General features: G+C 68.0%; 16 protein-coding genes, 2 tRNA genes and 1 pseudogene. 4 read left to right on the top strand and 15 right to left on the bottom strand.

Annotation, left to right across the window (positions count from 1 at the left end):
* Positions 1–2 precede the first annotated feature (2 nt).
* Both proB and AC5P5W_RS07110 read left to right on the top strand, forming a co-directional pair.
* Entirely contained in the window at positions 3–1,160 is a 1,158-nt protein-coding gene (gene proB / locus AC5P5W_RS07105; protein ID WP_014647780.1) for a glutamate 5-kinase, read from the top strand.
* The gene (locus AC5P5W_RS07110; RefSeq protein WP_046431726.1) at positions 1,157–2,428 is read left to right on the top strand and encodes a glutamate-5-semialdehyde dehydrogenase; all 1,272 of its coding nucleotides are present in this window, start codon (positions 1,157–1,159) and stop codon (positions 2,426–2,428) included. Before proB ends, AC5P5W_RS07110 begins: the two co-directional genes overlap by 4 nt.
* Before the next feature lie 79 nt (positions 2,429–2,507).
* Here the strand turns inward: AC5P5W_RS07110 and pgaD are convergent, their stop codons facing one another.
* The 10 genes and pseudogenes from pgaD to AC5P5W_RS07160 all read right to left on the bottom strand — a co-directional run bounded on the left by pgaD (position 2,508) and on the right by AC5P5W_RS07160 (position 13,198).
* Positions 2,508–2,978 carry a poly-beta-1,6-N-acetyl-D-glucosamine biosynthesis protein PgaD gene (gene pgaD / locus AC5P5W_RS07115; protein ID WP_014647778.1) on the bottom strand — a complete coding sequence of 157 codons (471 nt, stop codon included), beginning with the start codon at positions 2,976–2,978 and terminating at the stop codon, positions 2,508–2,510.
* Entirely contained in the window at positions 2,975–4,225 is a 1,251-nt protein-coding gene (gene pgaC, locus AC5P5W_RS07120; protein ID WP_197574874.1) for a poly-beta-1,6-N-acetyl-D-glucosamine synthase, read from the bottom strand. The genes pgaD and pgaC overlap by 4 nt, the downstream gene beginning before the upstream one ends.
* 7 nt (positions 4,226–4,232) lie before the next feature.
* Positions 4,233–6,119 (bottom strand): annotated as a pseudogene (gene pgaB, locus AC5P5W_RS07125) (poly-beta-1,6-N-acetyl-D-glucosamine N-deacetylase PgaB).
* 1 nt (position 6,120) lies between these two features.
* Positions 6,121–8,148, bottom strand: coding sequence for a poly-beta-1,6 N-acetyl-D-glucosamine export porin PgaA (pgaA, locus tag AC5P5W_RS07130; protein WP_197574868.1), 2,028 nt, complete (start codon positions 8,146–8,148; stop codon positions 6,121–6,123).
* A gap of 342 nt (positions 8,149–8,490) precedes the next feature.
* Complete coding sequence (locus AC5P5W_RS07135; RefSeq protein WP_197574867.1) at positions 8,491–9,696, bottom strand: MFS transporter; 1,206 nt, start codon at positions 9,694–9,696, stop codon at positions 8,491–8,493.
* A gap of 221 nt (positions 9,697–9,917) precedes the next feature.
* A tRNA-Pro gene (locus AC5P5W_RS07140) sits at positions 9,918–9,994 on the bottom strand.
* A 140-nt stretch (positions 9,995–10,134) separates the two neighbouring features.
* A tRNA-Pro gene (locus tag AC5P5W_RS07145) sits at positions 10,135–10,211 on the bottom strand.
* Positions 10,212–10,266: 55 nt separating this feature from the next.
* Positions 10,267–10,383, bottom strand: coding sequence for a cytochrome bd-I oxidase subunit CydX (gene cydX, locus AC5P5W_RS07150; protein ID WP_005410354.1), 117 nt, complete (start codon positions 10,381–10,383; stop codon positions 10,267–10,269).
* A gap of 58 nt (positions 10,384–10,441) precedes the next feature.
* A complete protein-coding gene (cydB, locus tag AC5P5W_RS07155; protein ID WP_014647773.1) occupies positions 10,442–11,593 on the bottom strand; it encodes a cytochrome d ubiquinol oxidase subunit II in 1,152 nt (383 codons plus the stop codon).
* A gap of 15 nt (positions 11,594–11,608) precedes the next feature.
* On the bottom strand, positions 11,609–13,198 hold the full coding sequence (locus AC5P5W_RS07160) for a cytochrome ubiquinol oxidase subunit I (protein WP_005410352.1): 1,590 nt from the start codon (positions 13,196–13,198) through the stop codon (positions 11,609–11,611).
* Between the two features lie 228 nt (positions 13,199–13,426).
* Between AC5P5W_RS07160 and cydD the strand changes: the two genes are divergently transcribed.
* Positions 13,427–15,172 carry a thiol reductant ABC exporter subunit CydD gene (gene cydD, locus AC5P5W_RS07165; protein WP_111187912.1) on the top strand — a complete coding sequence of 582 codons (1,746 nt, stop codon included), beginning with the start codon at positions 13,427–13,429 and terminating at the stop codon, positions 15,170–15,172.
* Positions 15,169–16,848 (top strand): thiol reductant ABC exporter subunit CydC, encoded by a 1,680-nt coding sequence (cydC, locus tag AC5P5W_RS07170; protein ID WP_197574865.1) that lies wholly within the window; start codon positions 15,169–15,171, stop codon positions 16,846–16,848. The genes cydD and cydC overlap by 4 nt, the downstream gene beginning before the upstream one ends.
* A 112-nt stretch (positions 16,849–16,960) precedes the next feature.
* Here cydC and AC5P5W_RS07175 read toward each other — a convergent pair whose 3' ends face one another.
* The 5 genes from AC5P5W_RS07175 to AC5P5W_RS07195 all read right to left on the bottom strand — a co-directional run bounded on the left by AC5P5W_RS07175 (position 16,961) and on the right by AC5P5W_RS07195 (position 20,653).
* Positions 16,961–17,305, bottom strand: a complete 345-nt coding sequence (locus AC5P5W_RS07175; protein WP_014647770.1) for a DUF1294 domain-containing protein — start codon at positions 17,303–17,305, stop codon at positions 16,961–16,963.
* Positions 17,306–18,418 (bottom strand): homoserine O-acetyltransferase MetX, encoded by a 1,113-nt coding sequence (gene metX, locus AC5P5W_RS07180; protein ID WP_032958152.1) that lies wholly within the window; start codon positions 18,416–18,418, stop codon positions 17,306–17,308. It lies immediately after the preceding gene.
* A 180-nt stretch (positions 18,419–18,598) separates the two neighbouring features.
* On the bottom strand, positions 18,599–19,588 hold the full coding sequence (locus tag AC5P5W_RS07185; protein ID WP_197574605.1) for a tetratricopeptide repeat protein: 990 nt from the start codon (positions 19,586–19,588) through the stop codon (positions 18,599–18,601).
* Positions 19,582–20,031: a cytochrome c-type biogenesis protein gene (locus AC5P5W_RS07190; protein WP_005417657.1), complete on the bottom strand. Its 450-nt coding sequence runs from the start codon at positions 20,029–20,031 to the stop codon at positions 19,582–19,584. Before AC5P5W_RS07190 ends, AC5P5W_RS07185 begins: the two co-directional genes overlap by 7 nt.
* 4 nt (positions 20,032–20,035) lie before the next feature.
* Positions 20,036–20,653, bottom strand: coding sequence for a DsbE family thiol:disulfide interchange protein (locus AC5P5W_RS07195; RefSeq protein ID WP_014647766.1), 618 nt, complete (start codon positions 20,651–20,653; stop codon positions 20,036–20,038).
* Between the last annotated feature and the right edge of the window lie 8 nt (positions 20,654–20,661).

The raw sequence follows: 20,661 nt of genomic DNA on the forward strand, positions 1-20,661 counted from the left end.
CGATGACCCTGCACGCCGCCACCGTCGCTTCGCCGTTCCCGCAACAGGCGCTGCCGCCATGGCGGCGTGCGGTGCTGAAGGTTGGCAGCAGCCTGCTGGCGGCCGATGGTGGCGGCCTGTCGCCACGCCACGCGCTGGGCCTGGCCCAGTTTGTATCCGCCAACGTACTGGCTGGGCGCGAGGTGGTGATCGTCTCCTCCGGCGCGGTTGCGGCGGGGCGCGCGATCCTGCCGCGGGCCGATGAACCCGGTGCGGCGATGGCGGCGCGCCAGGCCCTGGCCGCGCTCGGCCAGGCGCAGCTGATCGGGCTCTGGCAGCGCTTCTTCGAGCGCCCGGTGGCGCAGGTGCTGCTGACCCACGACGACCTGCGCAACCGCCGCCGCTACCTCAATGCACGCGCCACGCTGAGCGAACTGCTGCGGCTGGGTGCGCTGCCGGTGGTCAACGAGAACGACACCGTATCGGTGGACGAGCTCAAGCTCGGTGACAACGACAACCTGGCCGCGACCGTGGCCGCGCTGGTCGATGCCGATGCACTGTTCATCGCCACCGACATCGACGGCCTGTACAGCGCAGATCCGCGCACCGTGGCCGACGCGCGGCCACTGCACGACGTGCCGGAACTGAGTGACGATGTGCTGGCGATGGCCGGCGGCGCCGGCTCGCGCGCCGGCACCGGCGGCATGCGTACCAAGCTGGAGGCGGCGGCCAAGGCGGGCCGCCTCGGCATCGAAACCTACCTGTTCAACGGCCGCAGCAGCGATGTGGTGCGCGCGCTGGCGCAGGACCGCCTGTTCGGCACCCGCATCCACGCCGCACGCAGCCGCGAGGCTGCCCGCAAGCACTGGCTGCGGCACGCGCCGCTGGCCGAGGGCGCGATCGTCGTCGATGCCGGTGCGGCACAGGCGATGCGGGAGAAGGGCGCCTCGCTGCTGCCCGGCGGCATCACCGCTGCCGAGGGGGCATTCCGCCGCGGCGACATGGTGCAGGTGTGCTGGATCGCACCGCAGGGGCGTGTCTGTGTCGCCCGCGGCGTCAGCCAGTACGCGGCCGACGACGTGCGCCGGATCGCCGGCCATCATTCGCGCGACATCCAGGCCGTGCTGGGCTACAACTACGGTGGTAGCGTCGTCCATCGTGACGACCTGGTGCTGCCATGACCGGTTTGAAGGACACCCCGATGAGCGAAATCGAAGCCCAGGCGCGCGCCTGCCGTGATGCAGCGCAGATCGTTGCCGGCCTGGACAGTGCGGCGCGACGCATGCTGCTGCTGGCGATGGCGCAGGCCCTGGAAGTAAATGCCGGACTGATCCTGGCCGGCAACGCACGCGACCTCGCCGCCGCGCGCGACAAGGGCGTTGGCAGTGCCATGCTCGACCGCCTCGCACTGGACCCGCCGCGGCTGTTCGCGATGGCCGAGGCGGTGCGCGAGGTGGCCGCGCTGCCTGACCCGGTCGGCCAGGTGACGCGCGACGACGTACGTCCCAACGGCATCCGCGTGCAGAAGGTGCGCGTGCCGCTGGGCGTGATCGCGATGATCTATGAGGCGCGCCCGAACGTGACGGCCGAAGCCGCCGCGCTGTGCCTGAAGGCCGGCAATGGCGTGATCCTGCGCGGTGGTTCCGAAGCGATCCACTCCAATACCGCCATCGCCCAGGCGCTGGCCGGTGCATTGAAGGCCAACGGCGTACCGCCGGCGGCGGTGACCGTGCTCACCGACCTGCGCCGCGAGGCGATGCTGGAACTGCTGCAGCTGCATGAGCTGATCGACTTGGCCATTCCGCGTGGCGGCGAAGGCCTGATCCGTTTCGTGGCCGAGCACGCGCGCGTGCCGGTGATCAAGCATTACAAGGGGGTGTGCCACCTGTTCGTGGACGCCAGCGCCGACCTCGGCAAGGCCATCGACCTGCTGGTGGACGGCAAGTGCAGCCGGCCGGCGGCGTGCAATTCGCTGGAGACGCTGCTGGTGCACCGCGCCGTGGCTGACGCGTTCCTGCCGCGCGTGGCGCAGGCGCTGGGTGAGCGTGGGGTGCAGCTGCGCGCCGATGCGCAGGCGCAGCCGTTGCTGCCGGGCAGCACGGCGGCGACCGAGGAGGATTACGCCGCCGAGTTCCTCGATCTGGTGCTGGCGGTGCGCGTGGTCGATGATCTTGATGCAGCCATCGCGCACATCCGCACCTATACCTCCGACCACACCGAAGTGATCGCCACAGAGGACACCGGCCACGCCGAGCGCTTCGTCAACGCGCTGCGCTCGGCGGTGGTGATGGTCAACGCTTCGTCGCGCTTCTCCGATGGTGGCCAGCTGGGCCTGGGCAGTGAGATCGGTATTTCCACCACGCGCCTGCACGCCTACGGCCCGATGGGCTTGGAAGCCCTCACCGTTGAACGATTTGTCGTGCGCGGCGAAGGGCAGACGCGTACATAAGTGGATCCACGCCTCGCGTGGATGCTCTTCGCGGCAAACCCCGGTGCCGACCAAGGTCGGCAGCTACCAGGTCGTCGGGTTACACCACCTCGCGGCGGATTCCGACCGGCCGTGCGTGATCATCCATGTGCAGCGTGGCGGCCTTGCAGCCCATCAGGCGTTCGGCCAGCCCGGTGCTGGCGCCCAGATCGGCGGCCACTTCGTTGAGGCTGGCCAGGGGCCGCGGCAGGCGGCGTTCGCGGCCACGGAAGCGGGCGCGGTTGTACTCGGCCCAGGCGATCAGCAGCACGCTGGCGCACAGCAGCATCAATGGCAGCGCGACCAGCACGTACGGGTCGAACTGGTTCTGCCGTTCGTAGAGCTGCCGCCAGGCCAGCTGGCCACCGATCAGCCACGAGAGCAGGGTCACCAGGGGGGCCCACAGATAGAAGTAGAAGCCCCAGAACGCCAGGGTGACGAAGCCCCAGGCAGTGCGCTGGAAGTGTGGCTGGCGATGCGGCTTGCGGATCATCCGCGAGTCGAAGCGGTTGGACGGGCGTTGCGCGTTCATCGGATCCCCCGGTCAGGGCTGGTCCAGGTGGCGCGCTTGCTGCGACGGCGCAGCAGCGTCTTGGGCAGCGCCACCAGGGTGGTGGAAAGGCTGATCAGCCAGTACGCCATCGGGTACCAGATGACCCAGAAGTAATTGCGTCCAATCTGTGTTTCGTAACGCCGGTCGATGATCAGGCTGCTGGCGAACTGCAGCAGGCAGACCAGCGCCAGGATCACGCCATGCCACTCCGGCAGCAGGCTGGCGATATGCAGCTGCGGCGGCAGCTCGATGAACTTGCCCAGTGCCCACAGCAGCACGATGAACAGCATCGTGTAGGCCCAGACCACGCTCAACACGTACTCCAGCAGCACGCCCCACATGCGCCGCTCTTTCCAGTGCAGCACCGAGCGCGCGTGGCGCAGCATCACTTCCACGCCGCCCTGGGCCCAGCGCAGGCGCTGCCGCCAGAGGCCCTTGAGCGTCTCCGGCATCAGGATGAAGCACAGCGCATTGGGTTCGTAGCGGATGTCCCAGTGCGCGCGCTGCAGGCGCCAGCTGATGTCGATGTCCTCGGTCACCATGTCATCCGACCACCAGCCGACCTGGTGCAGGGCAGTGCGGCGGAAGCCGGCGATCACGCCGGAGATGGTGAAGATGCGGCCATACACGCGCTGTGCCCGCTTGATCATGCCGATGATCGAGGAGAATTCCGCCACCTGCAGGCGTCCGAGCAGGGTGGAGCGGTTGCGGATGCGCGGGTTGCCGGTGACCGCACCGACCCGGTTGCCACTGACCAGGTGCCAGACCATCCAGTGCAGTGCATGCTCTTCCAGCATCGCATCGCCATCGATGCACACCAGGTACTCCGAGCGTGCGGCCAGTGCGCCCATGCGCAGCGCATTGGCCTTGCCCAGGTTGCGGTCCAGGTGCAGCACGCGAAGCCGTGGATGCCTTGCCGCCAGCGCATCCAGCCGTGCGCCGGTGTCATCGCTGCTGCCATCGTCGATGGCGATCACTTCGTAATCGGCGGGGTAGCGCTGGGCCAGCGCCGCAGTGAGCGTGTCGTCCAGGTTTTCTGCTTCGTTGTGGCAGGGCACCAGCAAGGTCGCGAAGGGAGGGGCGATCATCAAGGGCGGATCGTTGCGCGGACGTGAGTGACGCTCGCGCCGGAAGTAGTAGTACAGGCCACCGGACATCCAGAAGAACGCCATCACCATCGGGTAGTAGAAGGCGAACTGGAACAGGACCTGCAGCAGCGGATGCATGTCCACGTCACTTCTCCGGGTACGGGAAGTTGCCGGCGGACATTGCCGCGCGGGCATCGCGGGTGGAGGGCTAGTCGGCGATGAAGTCATCGGGGTACCAGGCGAAGTGGTGCACGCCCTGCGCCTGCAACTGGCGGATCTGCGCACGCAGGCGCCCGGCGGGAATCGGCTGCCCGCTGCGCCAATCGACGGTCTGCAGCTCGAACAGCGTGTGCTGAAGCTGCGGGTCGTGCGCGCGTACCGCGGCCAGCAACTGGTCGAGCCAGCGCTCGGGGTGCCTGCTGCCTTCCATCCACGGCATCGCCATCAGCGCCGTCTGGTCGTAGGCCTTGTTGAACAGGTCCAGGCGCTGCGCGAACCAGGCTTCGCTCTGCGGGCGGAGTACCGGCTCGGCATACAGGTTGCGCACCGTTGCCAGTTTCGGCCGCCAGCGCTGCGCGCTGTTGCGCAGGGCCAGGGTGAAGTCGATCAGTGCCTGGGTACGTGCGCTGCCATCTTCGCCGGCCGCCAGGGCGGGCAGCTCGGTGTCGCGCAGGTAGCCGTCGTCATGGAACAGCAGGCCTTCAAAGTAGGAATTGACCGCCAGGTCCTCGTAGATGTCGAGCATGATCTGCCTGGCCTTCGGGTTGGTGAAATCCAACCGGTACATGCCGTCGGCATCCCCATTGCGGATCGCCAGCACCTTGCGCTGCTCCGGGTCGGGCAGTTCGAAGCCGAGCACTGGCAACCACGCGTAGACCTTCACGCCCGCGCGGGATTTCAGCTGCCAGGCGACGCGGCTGAACAGGTCCGCCCGCATCGGCATGTGCCGGTTCGGGAAATACAGCGCATCGGCGGTGTTGTTGCCGTCCGGGTCGGCAAAGGCCTGCAGATAGACATGGGTCGGCGCGATGCGCTTGACCCGCTCGATCAATGCATCGAGATTGCGTGCCTGCTGCGCTGGATCCGGGTCATACATGTCATCCAGATCGATCTGCAGGGCGCGGATGCCATCGAGCGCCACGTCTCGGCGCAGTTCGTAGGCCAGGCCTTCCACGGTCGGGTTGTTGCTCACCAGCAATCGTGCCAGCCCGTGCAGGTCGCGGGCCACTGGCGTGCTACGGCCTTCCAGGTCGAACGAAACCGGCATGCCCAGCTGCTCGGCGATGTCGTTGCTCAACTGGTTGTACGCGGCATATGGCCAGACGATGGCGCGCGGGCGCACGCCCAGGTGCTGCTGGATGCGCTGCACGCTGCGCGAAAGATCAGTGCGCAGGCGCTGCTCATACTGTGTCCCGCTCTCGTAGCTGCGCGTGGCCGGGGTGTAGATGCGGGTGACCACGGCGGGCGTGGAGTTTCCCTGCGGATTGGCAAGCACGCCGTGGTGCAGGTCGTCGGTATGGCTGGCCACTTCGATCAGGCCACTGTCGTGCATCTGCTTCAGCTGCGCCCAGGTCACGAAGTCATCGTGGCCGAACGGGCGGTAGCCGTAGTCGATGGTGCGGCCCGGTGCCATGTCCACGTAATCGGTGATCACCGCCACCAGGGCCGGGTAGTGGTAGGCCTGCAGCAGCGGGAAGGCCTTGTCGTAGACGCTGCGCAGGCCATCGTCGAAGGTCAGCAGCACCGGCTTGGGAGGCAGCGTGGCGCGGCCCTGCGAGGCCTCGATCAGCTGCGACAGCGAAACCGGGTGGTAGCCGTGCGCGCCCAGCCAGTCAAGGTGCGCGGCGAAGTTCTGCGTGCTCACCGCATAGGAATCGGCATCACCCTTGGCGGCCACCTTGTCGCGGATGTCGTGGTAGCTGAGGATCAGCAGGCCGTTGTCGATCGCATCAAGATGCAGGGGCTGCTGCGCGAACGCCGGTGGCACGCAGGCCAGCAGCAGGAGCACGATCAGTCGCAGGAAGCGGGCCATGTCAGTCTCCCCAGCGCAATGCGGCTTCGAAGCCGATATGGCGCTCGCGATGGCCGTCGTAGACCGGTCGTGACCACCGCACGCCATACTCGAACACGCGGCCAGGGCCCAGCTGCCACTCGTGCATGTAGGACACCGACGGCACCAACGCGCTGCCGAAGCCGTCCTGCCAGTAGTCGCCCAGCGAGACGGTCAGCCGGTGCCGGAAGTGGCGCTCGTAGTGCCGCCACAGCTGCTGGTCGATGCGCAGGCCGATCTCGACCATGCGGTCGCGCTTCGGGTTGAAGTAGGGCGCATCATCGCGGCTGCCGCGACTGGTGTAGGCACTGGCCAGGCCATCGACCAGCCAGCGTGGGCGGGTCAGCAGGCGCTGTTGGACGCTGGTGCCGAAAAGCTCGCGGTGGTTGCCGTCGTCATAGCGGAAGCGGCTCGCGCCGAACGTCCAGTGGGTGAGCTCGCTGCGCCGGTAGTCCACCTGTGCGCTCACGCTGTCGGCGGTGATGCCGGCCGCGCGCGCCTGCATCGAGGCCTCCGGGTCATTGCGTGCGACCACCACGCCGGCGTGCCAGGAATCGTTGAACTGCCAGCCGACGCCGACGCGCAGGCCGGTGTCGCCGATGTGATCGTTGGCGCGCAGGACCGCCGCTTCCGCATCCAGCTGCCCGAAGCGGTAACGCACGCCCGCACCCAGCCACAGGGGATCGATGCGCTGGTCCTGGAAGTCGGTCACGCGACGGTCGGCGAGGGCGAACAACCGCCAGCGGTCATCAAGGATCGGCGTCTCCACGTCCACGCCGTAGTGGCGGTCGTTGTTGCCCAGGGGCGAAGTACCACCGCCCCCGGAGCTGCGGCCGATGTCGGTCCATGCCTTCAGCTGCCAGCCGCGATGCGCGCGCCAGGCCTGGTCCATGCGTTCGACTGCCGGCTGGGTGGGGTAGCGTGCAACCAGGTCATCGTGCAGCGGCCGCGCCAGGTCGTCGCGCTGCAGGGCGACATAGGCCTCTTCCATGCCCAGCCGCGGTTCGATGTCCCGCGGATCGAGCGCGTGTGCCATCTGCTGGCGCTGCAGCGCCCGGCGTGGCCAGCCGCGCATCATGTAGACGCTGCCCAGCGCACTCTGCAGCCCGCCGTTGCCGGGTGCGATCTCGACCATCGACTCCAGGTCGTGCTGCGCGGTGTGCAGGTCGCCGCTGTAGGCGCGCACCATCGCCAGGTTGAGATCGGCCTCGTAGCGCGACCAGTTCGCGTACGGCGACTTGCCGTTGCTCCAGCGCCACGCCGGCTCCTTGTCGCGCCATGCCTGCAGCAGGTCGATGGCCTTTTCCTGCTGCTCGCTTTCCAGGTAGGCGTAAGCCAGTTCCGAATGCGAGGCGTCGCGCGTCGGGTCGCCAGCGACGGCCGCCTGCAGCACCGGGATGGCTTCTTCAGGGTGCAGGGTGCCCATCAACGAATCGCCCACTGCGGGCAGCACGTAGTCGGGCAGGGTGTGGCCTTCGGCCTGCAGTGCCCGCGCTTCCTCGCGGACCTGTGCATGGCGGCCCAGCCGGTTGAGCAGGATCAGACGGTCCATGCGGATCCGCAGTGGTGCCTGCGAGGGCGGGGTGCCTTCTCCGCCGAGGTAGCGCTGCATGCGGGCCAGGGTCGATTCGGCTTCTTCCAGGCGGCTGTCCTCGCTGCTGCTGTGGGCCAGGCTCCAGACCACCAGCTTGGCCAGGTAGTCGCCCTCCAGGCGCTGTTTCTGCGCAGCGTCGAACAGTTGCGGGCGCTGCTGGTACAGCTCCCACGCACGCCAGGCGTTGCCGATGTCGCCCAGCGTCAATACGCGCAGCTTGAACAGCAGGTCGTCGTTGGGTTGCTGTTGGCTGGCGCGCTCGATCGCGCCCAGGGCGTCCAGCCAACGCGCCTGGTCTCGATAGCGGCCGATCTCGGCCAACGCTGCTTCGCGGTCGGGCGGGGCAGCGCTGCTCGCCCAGGCCAGGGCGGTGCAGGCGAGGCCGACGCAGAGCGCCAGCCGGCGGTGGACAACCATTGGGGACCCCCTTGGCTTCCGAACCAGACAACCTGAAAAATGTGACGCACATCACATGCCAGCTTTTGGCGTGGCCGTGGCCCGCGTCACTCCCTTCGTGCATTCCCGCCCAGCGAAGACGGATACAACCCGGACAGCGACCTGCGATGTCTTGTCTGAAACGAAAGTCCCCCGCACACCGAGTGGTGGCCCGGGCGGCGCTGCCGCCCCCATGCCCGATGCCGGCACGCGGCAAGGATGGGCATTCGTGGGCACTATCCGCCCGGAATTGTCAGCCCGGCGTCAAAATGCGCAGACGGGCTGACGAATGGTAGGCGGGCCCGGTTGCGGGCCCCACGTGGCTTACCAGAGATCTTCCAGCTTGCGCGGCTTGCAGGCCACCCACGAAGCGCACAGCATCAGGGCGGCGCAGCCGAACAGGAAGCTGAACGGGAGGGTCCAGCCGTCGCTGACCGTGTGCAGCCAGCCGACCAGGAACGGGCCCAGGCAGCTGAAGCTGTAGCCCACGCCCTGCATGAAGCCGGACAGCGCCGCCGAGCCGGTCGGGGTGCGGGTGCGCAGGTTGATCAGGGTCAGTGCCAGCGGGAAGGTGGATGGGCCGACGCCGAGCAGGCAGGCCCACAGCAGGGGGGCCTTCATCGGTGCCAGCAGCAGGCCGGTGAAGGCGATCACGAACGAGAAAAAGCCAATCAGCACCAGCGGGAACGGGTTCTGCATGCGCACCGCCATCGACGGAATGACCAGCGATGGCAGCAGGCCCAGCGCCGAGAACACGGCGACCATCACGCCACCGAACGCGGGCGTGCCACCGGCCTCGACCACGATGCGCGGCAGCCAGGTGAACATCGAGTAGGTCATCAGCGAGGTCATGCCGAACATCAGCGTCATGCTCCAGCCCAGTGACGTGCGCCAGACCTTGCCATGCGGCTGCGCGGTCGGATCGGACACGTTGGACTGCGGCTTCGGCGCGCGCGTGGCCAGCACCAGCCACGGCAGTGCGGCAGCCAGCGCCAGCAGCGCCCACATGCCCAGCGACACGCGCCAGCCTGCGGCGTTGGCCACCGGCACCGCCAGCAGCGCCGGCAGCATCGTGCCCAGCTGCAGCACGCTGATGTAGAGCGTGCTCATGGTGCCGACCTTGTTGGCGAAATAGCGCTTCACCAGCGGCGGCACCACCACGTTGCCGATGCCCATGCCGGCCAGTGCCACCACCGAACCCAACAGCAGCGTGCCGACGTTGCCGGCGCTGGAACGCAGCAGCAGGCCGGCCATCGCCATCACCATCGCCAGCAGCGTGGTGCGCTCCAGCCCGAGGCGCCGCGCCAGTGCCGGCGTGGCCACGCCGAACAGTGCGAACGACGCGGTCGGCAGCATGCCCAGCACGCCGGTCATGGTGGCACCGAAACCGAACTGCTGGCCGAGCACGTCCAGCAGCGGGGTGATCGAGGTGACCGCGGTGCGCAGGTTGATCGCTGCCAGCAGGATCGCGGCGAATGCGAGGACGCGGCCGTGCAGCAGCGACGGCGAATCGGAAGGGGAGGAACTCATCGGTGGTCCTTGCAGGTGTCGCACGCCGGGGCAATGGCATGCAGCGCCGGCATCGGTCTACGCCGAAGCGGCAGGTGGGGGAGGGGCTGCTGTCGGGCCGGCAGCGCGGCCATTGTACGTGCGGGCTCCGGCAAGGTCCCGTCATGCGGGCGGCCAGGTGCCTGATACAAAAAAACCCGGAGGACAGTGATGTCTTCCAGGCTTCTTGGTGACCACCGAAGTGGTCGGGGAGACAGGATTCGAACCTGCGACCTCTACGTCCCGAACGTAGCGCTCTACCAGACTGAGCTACACCCCGAAGGGAGCCGCCTATTCTAGCGATTCACCCCGATGGCGGCAAGGGGTGAATGCTGTTTTCTTCACACTGCCGAAGCAGTGCCACTTCAGGGAACAAAAAAGCCTGGACGACTTCACCAGGCTTCAATGCGACCACCGAAGTGGTCGGGGAGACAGGATTCGAACCTGCGACCTCTACGTCCCGAACGTAGCGCTCTACCAGACTGAGCTACACCCCGAAGGAGCCGCCTAAGATACCGTGTGAAGGCCAAGGCGGCAAGGTTTTTTTACAGCTCAGCGACGATTTTCTTTCTCGATGCGGTTCTGCTCGCGGGCTTCGAACCACATGCCGTTGAGGATGGCCACCGTCGAGGCGAGGCCGGCACCGAGAATCCAGGCGAAATACCACATGATCAGTCTCCTTCATTCCGGGTAGGTGCCGACCGTTGGTCGGCACACGTGCAAGCAATCAATACGCGTTCGGGTTGTTGCCCATCTCTTCGGTGGTGGTCTTGCCCTTCAGCACGCGGTACACCCAGGTGGTGTAGGCGAGGATGATCGGCAGGAACACCGCCGTGGCCAGCAGCATGATCCACAGGGTCAGGTGGCTGGACGAGGCATCCCACACGGTCAGGCTGGAGGTGGGCTGGCTCGAGGACGGCAGCAGGAACGGGAAGATGGCGAAGCCGACGGTCAGGATGATGCCGGCGATGGCCGCACCGGAGGCGATGAAGGCCAGGCCGCCGCGGCGGGCACGCAGCAGCACCGCACTGGCCAGCAGGCCGGCCAGGCCGAGCAGCGGGGCCAGGATCGTGGCCGGCATCGTGCTGTAGTTGCGCATCCAGCCACCGGCGGCGCCGAGTTCGGCGGTCTTCAGCAGCGGATTGGTGGCGCCGTCGGTGACCACCTGCGAGGTGATCTGGTAACCCGGCAGGCCGAAGGCCACCCAGGCGCCGCCGACCGCAAAGAGCACGAAAGCGATGATCGCGGCGATGCTGCCGAAGCGGGCCGCACGCTCGGCCACCGGGCCGTCGGTCTTCAGCACCAGCATGGCGGCACCGTGGGCGACCAGCATCGACACGCTGAGCAGGCCGGCCAGCAGTGCGAAGGGCATCAGCAGGCCGAAGAACGAGCCGGTGTAGAAGATGCGCATGCTGTCATCGAAGTGGAACGGCACGCCCAGCACCACGTTGCCCACCGCCACGCCCATGATCAGCGCCGGTATGAAGCCACCGATGAACAGCGCCCAGTCCCAGGTGTTGCGCCAGCGCTCGCTGGGCATCTTGCTGCGGAACTTGAAGCCGACCGGACGCAGGATCAGCGCGAACAGGATCACGAACATCGCCAGGTAGAACCCGGAGAAGCTGACCGCGTAGAGCGGCGGCCAGGCGGCGAAGATCGCGCCGCCGCCCAGGATCAGCCACACCTGGTTGCCTTCCCAGACCGGGCCGATGGTATTGATCACCAGCCGGCGCTCAGCGTCGTTGCGGGCGACGAAGGGAAGCAGGGTGCCCACGCCCAGGTCGAAACCATCCATCACGGCGAAACCGATCAGCAGGATGCCGAGCAGCAGCCACCAGATCACGCGCAGCGTGGTGTAGTCCAGAAGAATGAAATCCATCTTGGTTCTCCTGCCTCAGGCCTGGCCGGCGGCCGGCGCCGAGGCATTGTGGGAAGCATGCGGCTGGGGCGACTGCAGCGACGGCAGCACCTCGTCCGGACCCTTGCGGATCGCCTTGAGCATCAGCTTGATCTCGACCACGATCAGCGCGGTGTAGATGGCAGTGAAGCCGGCCAGGGTCAGCACGATTTCATGCAGGGCCAGGCCCGACGCCGCATAGAAGGTCGGCAGCACGCCATCGACCGCCCACGGCTGGCGACCATACTCGGCCACGAACCAGCCGCACTCGATCGCGATCCACGGTGCCGGCAGCGTCCACAGGGCCAGCTTGAGGAACCAGCGCTTGTCCTGGAAGTTGTTGCGGCACGAGTAGTAGAAGGCCAGTGCGAAGAAGGCGATCAGGTAGAAGCCCAGGCCGGCCATCACGCGGAAGGTCCAGAACAACGGCATCACGCGCGGCACCGTGTCCATCGCCGCCTGCGAGATCTCCTGCGGGGTGGCGTTGAGGATGTCATCGCGATAGCGCTTGAGCAGCAGGCCGTGGCCCAGGTCCTGCCAGTGGCGGTCGAACATCTCGCGCGCTTCAACGTCGTTCTTGTTGGCGCGCAGGCGTTCCAATGCACCGTAGGCCAGCTGGCCGCCACGCACGCGGTGTTCGGCGCGCTCGACCAGTTCCAGGATGCCGGGAATCGGCTGGTTCAACGAGCGGGTGGCGATCAGGCCCATCAGGTAGGGGATCTTCACCGCGTAGTCGTTCTGGTGAGTCTCCTGGTTGGGGATGCCGAAGGCGGTGAAGTCGGCCGGCGCACGCTCGGTCTCCCACATCGCCTCGATCGCGGCCAGCTTCATCTTCTGGTGTTCGCTGGCGGCGTAACCGCTCTCGTCACCCAGCACGACCACCGACAGCGATGACAGCAGGCCGAACGCCGCGGCCACCGCAAACGAACGACGGGCCAGGTCCTTGTGCTTGTTGCGCAGCAGGAACAGGGCGCTGATCGCCATCACGAACACCGCACCGGTCACGTAGCCGGCGCTGACGGTGTGCACGAACTTGGCCTGCGCCACCGGGTTGAACACCACCGCCATGAAGTCGACCACTTCCATGCGCATGGTTTCCGGGTTGAACACCGCGCCGGTCGGGTTCTGCATCCAGCCATTGGCCACCAGGATCCAGATCGCCGACAGGTTGGTCCCCAGCGCCATCAGCCAGGTCACCATCAGGTGCTTGACCTTGCTCAGGCGGTTCCAGCCGAAGAAGAACAGGCCGACGAAGGTCGCTTCCAGGAAGAACGCCATCAGGCCTTCGATCGCCAGTGGCGCACCGAAGATGTCACCCACGTAGTGGCTGTAGTAGGACCAGTTCATGCCGAACTGGAATTCCATGACGATGCCGGTGGCAACGCCCATGGCGAAGTTGATGCCGAACAGGACGCCCCAGAACAGGGTCATCCTGCGCCAGATCTCCTTGCCGGTCATCACGTACACGCTCTCCATGATGGCCACCATGAAGGACAGGCCGAGGGTGAGCGGTACGAATAGGAAGTGGTACATCGCGGTCAGCGCGAATTGCAGCCGCGACAGTTCTACGACTGTCTGATCAATCATGGCCTGGCTACCTCGTTGGATAGTGCCGTTGCAGGTGGCGGGAAGGGTGGTCTACGACGTGAATGATGTGACCGACTACTTCAAACAGCCTTGATCCAGATCAATGTATGAACAGGTGCCCCGGTTGATCGTATGCCAACCTGATGAAGACTGCGACCGCCGGCCGCAGGGGCGGGCTATTGCCTGCGCCTACAATGCCGTGTCTCCCCCGCTGCCCGTGAAGACCTCTTGAGCGCTGCCGAAACGACCCCTGACGGCCTGTCCCCGGAAGCTGAAACCGCCCGCCAGCGGCGTGTGCGCACGGCCTGGCTGGCCGACCTGGCACGCTCCGCCCGGGGCCGCCAGCGCTTGGCCGCGCTGTGCATCAGCCTGTCCGGCGCGCTGTTGATCGGCCAGGCTGCCGCCATCGCCTGGCTGGTGCAGCAGGTGCTGGTGGAGCGCGTGCCGCTGGCCTCTGGCCTGCCGGTGCTGGCGGGATTGGCGGTGATCCTGGTGCTGCGCACCCTGCTGGGCAGCGCCACCCAGGCCGCCGCCGGTGACGTGGCCGACGCCGCCCGGCTGGCACTGCGCGAACGCGTGTTCGCGCGCCTGCTGGGCCAGGGCCCGCTCTGGCTGCGGCAGCGCCGCACCGGTGAACTGGGCGAACTGATGCTGCATCACGGTGATGCGATCGAGAGCTATTACAGCGGCTTCCTGCCGGTGCGCACCGAAGTGGTGGTGGTGCCGCTGCTGATCCTGGCCGCTGTCGCCTGGGTGGACTGGGTGGTGGCGCTGATCCTGCTGTTCACCGCGCCGCTGGTGCCGTTCTTCATGATGCTGGTGGGCTGGGGCGCTGAAGCCGCCGGGCGCGCGCAGCTGGGCGAGCTGGCGCGCATGAGCGGCCATTTCGCCGACCGCATCAAGGGCCTGGGCCTGCTGCGCCTGTATGGCCGCGGCGAAGCCGAACTGGCCGGCATCGAGGCCGCCGCCGAAGGCGTGCGCGTGCGCACCCTGAAGGTGCTGCGCATCGCCTTCCTGTCGTCCACCGTGCTGGAATTCTTCGCCTCGGTGAGCGTGGCGATGGTGGCGCTGTACCTGGGCCTGAGCTATCTGGGCATGATGTCGCTGCATGCAGCGGTGCCGACGCTGGGTGCGGGCCTGTTCTGCCTGCTGCTGGCGCCGGAGTTCTATGCGCCGCTGCGACGGCTGGCTGCGCACTACCACGATCGCGCCAATGCACTGGCCGCCGCCGCCGAAGTGGAACGCCTGCTGCAGTCGCTGCCGGACGAGCAGGGCCTGATCGAGAACGAGGTTGCGCCGCTGGCGGTGGAGCCGGCCGAGGCCGCCTTGCCGCCACTGCAGGCGCAAGGACTGGTACTGCGCCCGTTGGGGGCGCCGCAGGATGTGCTGCGGGATCTGGACCTGCTGCTGGAGCCGGGCCAGCGCCTGGCCCTGGTCGGTCCCAGCGGGTCCGGCAAAAGCACGCTGCTGGAGGCGCTGGCCGGTTGGTTGCCGCCGCGTGCCGGCAAGCTGCAGCTGCGCCCCGGCGTGCAGGTGGCCTATGCCAGCCAGCGACCGTACCTGTTCCACGGCAGCATCGCCGACAACCTGCGCCTGGCCGATCCCGGCGCCAGCGATGCGCGCCTGCGCGCGGTGGCCGAGGCCTCGCAGGTACTGCAGTTCGCACAGCGCCTGCCGCAGGGGCTGGATACGGTGATCGGCGAGCGTGGTTTCGGCCTGTCCGGTGGCGAAGCGCGCCGCATCGGCTTGGCCCGCCTGCTGCTGCGCGACCCGCAGGTGCTGCTGCTGGACGAACCCACCGCGTTCCTCGATGCCGATACCGAGGCGGCGCTGCTGCGCAGTCTGGCCGCGTATGCACGCGGGCGCAGCGTAGTGGTCGCCACCCACAGCCCGGCGGTGATCGCCTGGGCCGATCGTTGCCTGCTGTTGCCGGAAGGCCGCCTGGTCGAGCCGGCACAGGCGGTGCGCGCATGAGCCGTTCGCCTGATTCGCTGCGCGCGATATTCCTGCGGCACCGGCCGCGCCTGTTGCTGACCCTGCTGCTGCTGTGGACCACGATGCTGGCCGGCACGGCGCTGCTGGGCCTGTCCGGTGGTTTCCTCACGGCGGCCGCGCTGGCCGGTGCGGCCGGCCTCGGCCAGGGCTTCAACTTCTTCTCACCCTCGGCCGGCATCCGTGGCCTGACCATGGCGCGCATCGTGTCGCGCTACTTCGAAAAGCTGGTCGGCCACGATGCCACGCTGCGCATCGCCCGCGACCTGCGCGTGTGGTTCTTCCGCCGCGCGCTGCCACTGGCGCCGGCACGATTGGGCGCCACGCGCACCGGCGAGCTGCTGGCGCGGCTGCTGGGGGACATCGGCGAAGTGGATGGGCTGCTGGTGCGTGCGATCGGGCCGCTGGTGGCGCTGGGCGCGCTGTCGCTGGTGGCGGTTGCCTCGGCAGCGCTGATCCTGCCCTCGGCGGCGGTACTGCTGGCGGTGCTGGCGCTGCTGATCGCCTTCGGCGTGCCGTGGCTGGGCGTGCGTGGCCATGACGACGAAGAGGCCGATCGTGCCGCGCACCGCGCGGCGTTGCGCACCGCTGCATTCGAAGGGCTGGAGGGGGCCGGTGACCTGGCTGCGCTGCATGCCGATGCGGCTTGGCAGCTGAAGGTACGCGTGGCCGCCAAGCAGCTGGCCTCGCGTGATCGTCGTCGGCGTTGGCGCCTGATCGCGGCCTCGACCCTGCACGGCCTGGTGGCGGGGCTGGGCCTGGTGGCGATGCTGGCGTTGGCCCTGCACGCCGCCGAACAGCAGCACATCGCGCCGGAAATGGCCGCGGGCCTCGTCTTCCTGACCGTGGCGCTGATCGAACTTTGGGCCGGCATGGGCCTGGCCTGGCAGTCGCTGCAGTCCGGGCGCATTGCTGCCGACCGCCTGCAGGCCATCGTCGAACAACCGCCGACGGTGGAGGATCCGCAGACGCCGCAGCCGGTACCCCAGGCGGCGCGCGTGCATTGGGATGACGTGCACTTCCAGTGGCCAGGTGCCGCGCGGCCGGTGTTGTCCGGCCTGCAGCTGACCCTGGCGCCGGGGGAACGCATCGCGATCCGTGGCGACAGCGGCAGTGGCAAGACCACGCTGTCCAGCCTGCTGCTGCGGTTGTGGGATCCGCAACAGGGGCGAATCACCTATGGCGGACGCGACCTGCGCGACGTCGCCCAGGCCGAGTGGCACCGCCAGCTGGCCTGGCTTCCGCAGAACGCACCGGTGTTTGCCGGTACCGTGGCCGAGAACCTGCGGCTGGGGGATCCCGACGCCCGTGATGCCGCGTTGTGGGCGGTCCTGCGTCGCGTGCGCCTGGGCGACTGGGCCGAGCGCAACGGTGGCCTGCAGGCCTGGGTGGGCGAGAACGGCGCGACGATGTCGGCCGGCCAGGCGCGGCGGTTGGCACTGGCGCGCGCGTTGCTGCGCAATGCGCCGATCCTGCTGCTGGACGAACCCACCGAAGGCCTGGACGTGGATACCGCACGTGCGCTGTTGCAGGACCTTTCCGGGTTGCTGGACGGGCGCAGCCTGCTGATGATCACCCACGACGACCTGCCCGAAGGCGTGGTCGATGCGCAGTACCGGTTGCGCGATGGGGTGTTGGAGCGCGAAGTGCTTCGGTAGATGCCGACCTTGGTCGGCACATCCACGCATGGCGTGGATCTACTGTAGAGCCGAGCCCATGCTCGGCTCCGGAAGCAAGCCAGCCGAGCATGGGCTCGGCTCTACAGGCCGGTCAATGGGAGAACTCGCGCAGCATCACCGCGATCGAGGCCACGTTGGCCAGCACGCACAGCCAGAACACCCACTGGAATGCGGCTTTGCGATGCTTGTGGCGGAACAGCGCCTGGCCCAGCAGCGCGCCGGGCCAGCCTCCGGCGAAGGCCAGCAGCTGCAGGGTGCGCTCGGGAATGCGCCATCGCTTTCGCTGCGCCGCGCGCTTGTCATGGCCATAGAGGCCGAACGACACCGCACTGGCCAGCAGGCACCAGCCACCCAGCCACAACGGCAGCACACCGCTGATCATCAAGGCGGTCAGCGCGCCGAAGGCGGCCAGCGCGAGGTTACGCCGCCACGCCACTTACAGCGCGTCGAGGAAGCCGCGCACGGCCGGGCCGAAACGCTCGAAATCGACGAGGAAGGCATCATGGCCCTGTGGCGATTCCAGGCCGATGAAGCGCGCATCGGCACCGCCGGCACGCAGGCCGTCGGCGACCTGTTGCTGCTGCTGCACCGGGAACAGGATGTCGGTGTTGGCGCCGATCGCCAGTGCCTTCTCCACCCGGATCTTCGCCAGCCCGGCCAGCACGTCGCCGTCGGCGTACTCGGCCAGGTCGAACCAGTCCATCGAACGGCTCAGGTACAGATAGCAGTTGGGATCGAAGAAACGCACGAAGCGCCGTGCGTGGCCTTCCAGATAGCTTTCCACCTGGAATTCCAGCCCGAACGGATCGTCGTCGGCCTGGTCCGAATCCAGCCGCACGCGGCCGAAGCGGCCATCCCATTCCAGTGCCGAGCGGTAGGTGATCACGCCCAGCTTGCGCGCCATGCGCATGCCGGACTCGGGGTACTCGGCATCGTCGTAGTGGCCGCCATTCCAGCGCGGGTCGAGACGGATGGCCTCGCGCTGCAGCGAGCGGATCGCGATCGAGAACGGCAGCGCCTGCGCACTGCCGGAAATGTTGACGTGGCTGCGCGCGATGCCCGGGTGCAGCATCAGCACGGCCAGCGCGGTCATCCCGCCCATGGAATTGCCGACCACGCAGGCCAGCTGCGCGATGCCCAGCGCACGCACGACTTCGATCGCGGCGCGAGCGCCGTCTTCGATCGACAGCTCGGGGAAGTCCAGGCGGTAGGGCTCAGCGCTGGCCGGGTTGATCGAGGCGGGGCCGGTCGATCCCTTGCAGCTGCCCAGCGAATTCACGCAGACCACGAACCAGCGGCGGGTATCGATGGGTTTGCCGGGGCCAACCATCGCTTCCCACCAGCCCGGCGCAGGATTGGCCTCGTTGGCCGCCGCATGCGCATCCGGCGACAGGCCGGTCACGATCAGGATCGCATTGCCGGCGTCAGCGGCCAGCGTTCCCCAGGTCTCGTAGGCCACCCGTGCGCCGTGCAGGGCGCCACCGCGCTTGAACGGGAACGGCGAGGGCAGGGCGTGGAAGCGGGTGCCGGGCGGGATGAATTCGGTCATGCAGTCATTCTAGCGGGGCTGCATGTGGAGCTGGCGACACGCTGGTTTCCATGGATGGATGGACGCGGACCGGACCGTCGCATCCACGCATGGCGTGGATCTACTGTAGAGCCGAGCCCATGCTCGGCTGCGGTTGAGTTGCCGGCGCCGGGCAGCCGAGCATCGGCTCGGCTCTACAGGTCAAGGGAAGCGCAGCTCCACAACACCGTCGTGGGGCAGGCTTACCTTCACCGGAACGCTCTGCAGGTCGTCCTCGCTGCGGTTGGCGCTGCCGCTGCGCGAGATGCGTGCCACCACTTCCACTTCGCGATGGGCCGACAGCGGTGCGGTCGGCATCGGGCTGTCACCGTCGCCCAGCCCGACCGTGTCCGGGAATCCGCTCAGCGGCAGCTTGCGAGCGGCCACCGGCATCGGCGGGCCGCCGACGGCACGGGCCAGCACGAACACCTGGGTGCTGGCTGGCCACTCGGCGTTCTTCAGTGCCGGCAGCTGCACGCGCACCTGCAGCAGCGCCGGTGGCGCCGCAGCGCCAGCATCGGGCGCCTGGCCAGCGGCCTCGCGCGCGAGGGCGATCTGTGCCTGCAGCGCCTGCGCGGCACCCGGCTCCAGTCGTGGCAGCAGGCCGCTCCACACATCCGCGGCCTCGGCGTTCTTTCCGCGCTGGCGCAGGGCGATGCCCAGCAGCCAGCTGGCGCGCTCGGCATCGGGAGCCTGTGCGCGCGCCTGCTGCAACCAGGCCATTGCGGTGTCATCGAACTGCTTGCCGGCATCAGCCTGCGCGCGCGCCTGCGCGGCTTCCACCAGCACGCCCGGATCTTCCGGTGCCAATGCGGCGGCCCTCGCGAAGGCATCCGCCGCGGCTGCGGCGTTGCCCAGTTCGGCCTGCGACCGGCCCAGCAGCGCCCAGCCATCAGCCCGCTGCGGGTCTCGCTCCAGTGCGTCCTGCAGGGCCTGCACGCCATCGCGCAGGGTGGCTGCCGACGGCGTCGGCTGTACCTGTGCTGCACGCGGATCACCGATCAGCAGGTACAGGCAGGCACCGGCCACGCCCAGTGCGAACACGCCGACCACGAAACCGCGACGGCCGTGGTGGCGCAACGGCCACAGCACCAGTGCTGCCATCAGCGCAGCAACCAGACCGGCCAGCACCGGCAGCCAATGGTTCACCATTCGTCTCCTTCATCGGCCTTGCCGGCCGGCGCCGCGCCGACGGTGCGTCCACGTCGGCGGACGATGCCCAGCACCACCAGTGCACCGGCGCCGAGCACCAGCAGGGGGCCGCCCCACAGCAGCCAGGTGCCCGGCTGCAACGGTGGTTGATAGAGCACGAACTCACCGTAGCGCGCGACCAGGAACTGCTTGATCTGTGCGTCGTCGTGCCCCTGCTGCATCAGCTGCAGCACCTCGCGGCGCAGGTCCTGGGCGATCTGCGCGTTCGAATCGGCCAGCGACTGGTTCTGGCACTGCACGCAGCGCAGCTGCGCGGCCAGGTCATGGAAGCGGCGTTCCTCGGCGTCATCGCGGAACTGCAGCGGCTGCGGATCGTGCAGCGGCTGCTGGGCCAGCGCGGCCAGCGGCAGCATCAGGAGCAGCAACGCCAGCAGCCAGCGCATGGGCTCAGGGCGCCGTATGCAGGGTGTTGCCGGCACTGCCCTGGGCCTTCTCGATCTTCTGCAGCGCCGGGATCAGCTTCTCGTCGACCACGCGCTGGGTCATCGCACCGCTGTACTTCCAGCGCACGATGCCGCTGCCATCGACCAGGAAGGTTTCCGGTGCGGCGGTCACGCCCCAGTCGATCGCGGTGCGGCCCTCGACATCGCTGAGCACGACCATGAACGGGTTGCCCAGCTGTTCCAGCCAGTGCAGCGCGTCGGTCGGGTCGTCCTTCCAGTTGTAGCCGATCACGCGCACACGCTTGCTTTCCGCGAAGCGGGTCAGCACCGGGTGTTCTTCGCGGCAGGCCGCGCACCAGCTGCCCCACACGTTCAGCAGGTAGGGCGCGCCGCGCAGGTCGTCGCTGTGCACGATCATTTCCGGGTCGTGCAGCACCGGCAGCGCGAATGCCGGCGCCGGTTTGTCGATCAGTGCCGACGGCAGTACGTCGCGCTGCGGATCGCCTGATTTCATCACCCCGTAGATCATCAGCCCGAGCAGGCCGAAGAAGAACAGCACGCCGATCACGATGGCTACCGGCGGCAGCGGGCGGGAGGGACGCGGGGTGGGGGACTCGGACATGGGAACTC

It is taken from the genome of Stenotrophomonas sp. YJH_SMC_123, assembly GCF_059368215.1.